Raw genomic sequence first — 3,417 nt, forward strand, 5'->3', positions numbered from 1 at the left:
GCCAGGCCTCAGCATTTTATTATGGTGATCCCCTGGGCGAAATGCGCCTGGTAAGCAGAGTTTTTGAAATGTAAGGCCTTTGAATAAGACAAAAGGCTGCCTCATCGCTAACTTTGCAACAGTGCCAGTTTTATTACGAACGTGTTTTGGGTGGACAACGGAAAACATATTTCATCGAAAGACCAAAAAAAGAAAAAACACTTCCTGTTGTGATGAGTGAAGAAGAAACCATTCGGGTACTACGCGCTATTGAAAACGTGAAACACAAGGCTATTCTGATGACTATTTATTCGGCAGGTTTGCGCATTTCTGAATGTATAAACCTGAAAATAAAAGACATTGACTCCAAGCGCATGCAAATTCGTATAGAACAGTCAAAAGGAAAAAGAGATCGTTATACCATTTTATCTGAGAAAACATTAATTATTTTAAGAACATACTTTATGGAATATAAACCAAAAGATTATTTATTTGAAGGTCAAAAAGGTGGCGCATACTCAAGCCGAAGTATTCAAAACATTTTTAAAGCAGCTGTTTTAAAAGCAAAGATTCAAAAGGAAGTTACTGTACATACCTTACGACATAGCTTTGCAACGCATTTGCTTGAGAATGGTACGAGTTTACGTTATATTCAATCGTTGTTAGGTCATTCAAGCAGTAAAACAACTGAGGTTTATACACATATTACCACCAAGGGAATGGAACAATTAAAAAGTCCGATGGATTTGTTAGATATATAGAAAGGATTTGTATATTTGAGCAAAACTTAACAAAAAGCACTATGAATATAAATCCTTTTGAGAGAGTAGAAACGAACGGTAAACGGTTGAAAACGGATTTGTCACTGATAATGAAAGGTTTAGCAAAATAAGATATAGTGGATATATACGCCATTTGGCGTATAGCCACTTGTTATGTGCCATTTTTGAATGACAATGCGAATAGATACGGACAAACAAATGAATTTACTTAGTGATAAGAACGTTGCAATAATTGGTGGTGGACCCGTTGGACTGACTATGGCAAAATTATTACAGCAAAACGGCATAGACGTTTCAGTTTACGAAAGAGACAACGACCGAGAGGCAAGAATTTTTGGTGGAACCCTTGACCTACACAAAGGTTCAGGTCAGGAAGCAATGAAAAAAGCGGGATTGTTACAAACTTATTATGACTTAGCCTTACCAATGGGTGTAAATATTGCTGATGAAAAAGGCAATATTTTATCCACAAAAAATGTAAAGCCCGAAAATCGATTTGACAATCCTGAAATAAACAGAAATGACTTAAGGGCTATCTTGTTGAATAGTTTAGAAAACGACACGGTTATTTGGGATAGAAAACTTGTTATGCTTGAACCTGGTAAGAAGAAGTGGACACTAACTTTTGAGAATAAACCGAGTGAAACAGCAGATTTGGTTATTCTTGCCAATGGTGGAATGTCGAAAATAAGGAGCTTTGTTACCGACACGCAAGTTGAAGAAACCGGTACTTTCAACATCCAAGCTGATATTCTTCAACCGGAAATAAACTGTCCCGGATTTTTTCAGCTATGCAACGGCAACCGATTAATGGCGGGACATCAGGGCATTTTATTGTTTGCCAATCCCAATAATAATGGTGCATTGTATTTAGGAATTAGTTTTAAAACGCCCGATGAATGGAAAAATAAAATTCCCTTAGATTTTCAGGACAGAAACAGCGTTGCCGATTTTTTATTGAAAAGATTTTCCAAATGGAGTGAAGTTTACAAACAATTAATACGTTCGGTATCAACATTTCAATGCTTGCCCACAAGGAAATTTCCTTTGAACAATGATTGGAAAAGTAACCGTCCATTACCCATAACAATGATTGGCGATGCTGCTCATTTGATGTCGCCTTTTGCAGGACAGGGTGTAAATACGGGATTATTGGATGCTTTGATATTGTCTGAAAACCTTACAAACGGAGAATTTACAAGTATTGAAAATGCCATCGAAAACTACGAACAACAAATGTTTGTTTATGCAAAAGATACGCAGGACGAATCGACAGAAAACGAAACCGAAATGTTTAGTCCCAATTTTTCGTTTCAAAAATTATTGAATCTATAAACAGTAAGAAAAAACGGCTACTAACAAGCAGTTTTGCAATAGTGGGGCAGAAGTGCAAAATTGAACTTGTGTGCTTCTATCAACTTTTGTACATTAGCTGCCAGTTTAAGATGGGTGCATTTGAGTATGCCCAAAGGAGCCCGCAAGTATGCGCAGGACGAAGCCAGTAGCCGCGCCGATGGTGGCGCGGGTCTATCTGCGCGTCAGCACCGACGCGCAGGACTTGGAACGCCAAGAGGCGATCACTACGGCCGCGAAGGCCGCCGGCTACTACGTCGCCGGCATCTACCGTGAGAAGGCATCCGGCGCACGCGCCGACCGGCCTGAGCTGCTGCGCATGATCGGCGACCTACAGCCCGGCGAGGTGGTCATTGCCGAGAAGATCGACCGCATCAGCCGCCTACCTTTGCCCGAGGCCGAGCGCCTGGTGGCCTCGATACAGGCCAAAGGCGCACGCCTGGCCGTCCCTGGCGTGGTCGATCTATCCGACCTGGCGGCCGAGGCCCAGGGCGTCGCCAAGATCGTGCTGGAAGCCGTGCAGATCATGCTTTTTCGCCTGGCCTTGCAGATGGCCCGCGACGACTACGAGGACAGGCGCGAACGCCAGCGCCAAGGCATTGAGTTGGCCCGCCAGGCCGGGCGGTACAAGGGCCGCCGTGCTGATCCGAAGCGCCGCGCCCAAGTTGTCGCGCTGCGCAAGTCCGGCTACAGCATCAACAAGACCGCCGAGCTGGCCGGGTACAGTGCGGCCCAGGTGAAACGGATATGGGCCGAGGTCAGCCAGGCCGAAGCGAAGCAGCACGGCGCGTTCGTGGAGGACGCATTGACGGAAGCCGATGCCCTGGCCGCTGTCGGCCAGGATGAGCGCCAGGAGGAAAGGGCATGAAGAAGCCGAACCAAGACGACGAGCCGTTTTTCATCACCGAGGAGATTGCGGCCGAAATGATCGCCGGCGGCTATGAGTTCGAGCTGCCGCCCATTCCTTGCACCATCCGCCTACGCGACGTGCTGGAGCGCATGACCGATGCTGAGCTAGCATTGCAGCCGGGCGAGATCGCCGACCAGGAGCGTGAACGCTGCCGGCGCAAGCCGTGTTCAACCTCATGATCTGGTCATGGTATTTTTCATGGCACTGAGCCTGATAGTTCTTGCAAATTGTTGTCACTAAAGGGTTTTGTGTGCTTGTTTACAATCGAGTGGGAGTGACGGGCACTGGCTGGCAATGTCTAGCAACGGCAGGCATTTCGGCTGAGGGTAAAAGAACTTTCCGCTAAGCGATAGACTGTATGTAAACACAGTATTGCAAGGACGCGGAACATGC

The 3,417-nt window shown here is 45.6% G+C and carries 4 protein-coding genes; all 4 read left to right on the forward strand.

What is annotated here, in order from left to right:
• Positions 1 to 146 precede the first annotated feature (146 nt).
• The 4 genes from FTU00_RS15355 to FTU00_RS15370 all read left to right on the forward strand — a co-directional run bounded on the left by FTU00_RS15355 (position 147) and on the right by FTU00_RS15370 (position 3,203).
• Complete coding sequence (locus FTU00_RS15355) at positions 147 to 740, forward strand: tyrosine-type recombinase/integrase (RefSeq protein WP_205779272.1); 594 nt, start codon at positions 147 to 149, stop codon at positions 738 to 740.
• A 189-nt stretch (positions 741 to 929) separates the two neighbouring features.
• On the forward strand, positions 930 to 2,096 hold the full coding sequence (locus FTU00_RS15360; protein ID WP_024160783.1) for a tetracycline-inactivating monooxygenase Tet(X3): 1,167 nt from the start codon (positions 930 to 932) through the stop codon (positions 2,094 to 2,096).
• Positions 2,097 to 2,244: 148 nt separating this feature from the next.
• The gene (locus tag FTU00_RS15365; protein WP_001366550.1) at positions 2,245 to 2,982 is read left to right on the forward strand and encodes a recombinase family protein; all 738 of its coding nucleotides are present in this window, start codon (positions 2,245 to 2,247) and stop codon (positions 2,980 to 2,982) included.
• Positions 2,979 to 3,203: a hypothetical protein gene (locus FTU00_RS15370; RefSeq protein WP_000743213.1), complete on the forward strand. Its 225-nt coding sequence runs from the start codon at positions 2,979 to 2,981 to the stop codon at positions 3,201 to 3,203. Before FTU00_RS15365 ends, FTU00_RS15370 begins: the two co-directional genes overlap by 4 nt.
• The last annotated feature ends 214 nt before the right edge of the window (positions 3,204 to 3,417 follow it).

Source organism: Acinetobacter sp. YH12041 (assembly GCF_013419975.1).
Classification (GTDB): Bacteria; Pseudomonadota; Gammaproteobacteria; order Pseudomonadales; family Moraxellaceae; genus Acinetobacter.

What these genes read in the sequence shown, in the direction of transcription:
- FTU00_RS15360 (WP_024160783.1), top strand. Translation starts at nt 930, where the DNA reads ATGACAATGCGAATAGATACGGACAAACAAATGAATTTACTTAGTGAT.
- FTU00_RS15365 (WP_001366550.1), top strand. Translation starts at nt 2,245, where the DNA reads ATGCGCAGGACGAAGCCAGTAGCCGCGCCGATGGTGGCGCGGGTCTAT.
- FTU00_RS15370 (WP_000743213.1), top strand. Translation starts at nt 2,979, where the DNA reads ATGAAGAAGCCGAACCAAGACGACGAGCCGTTTTTCATCACCGAGGAG.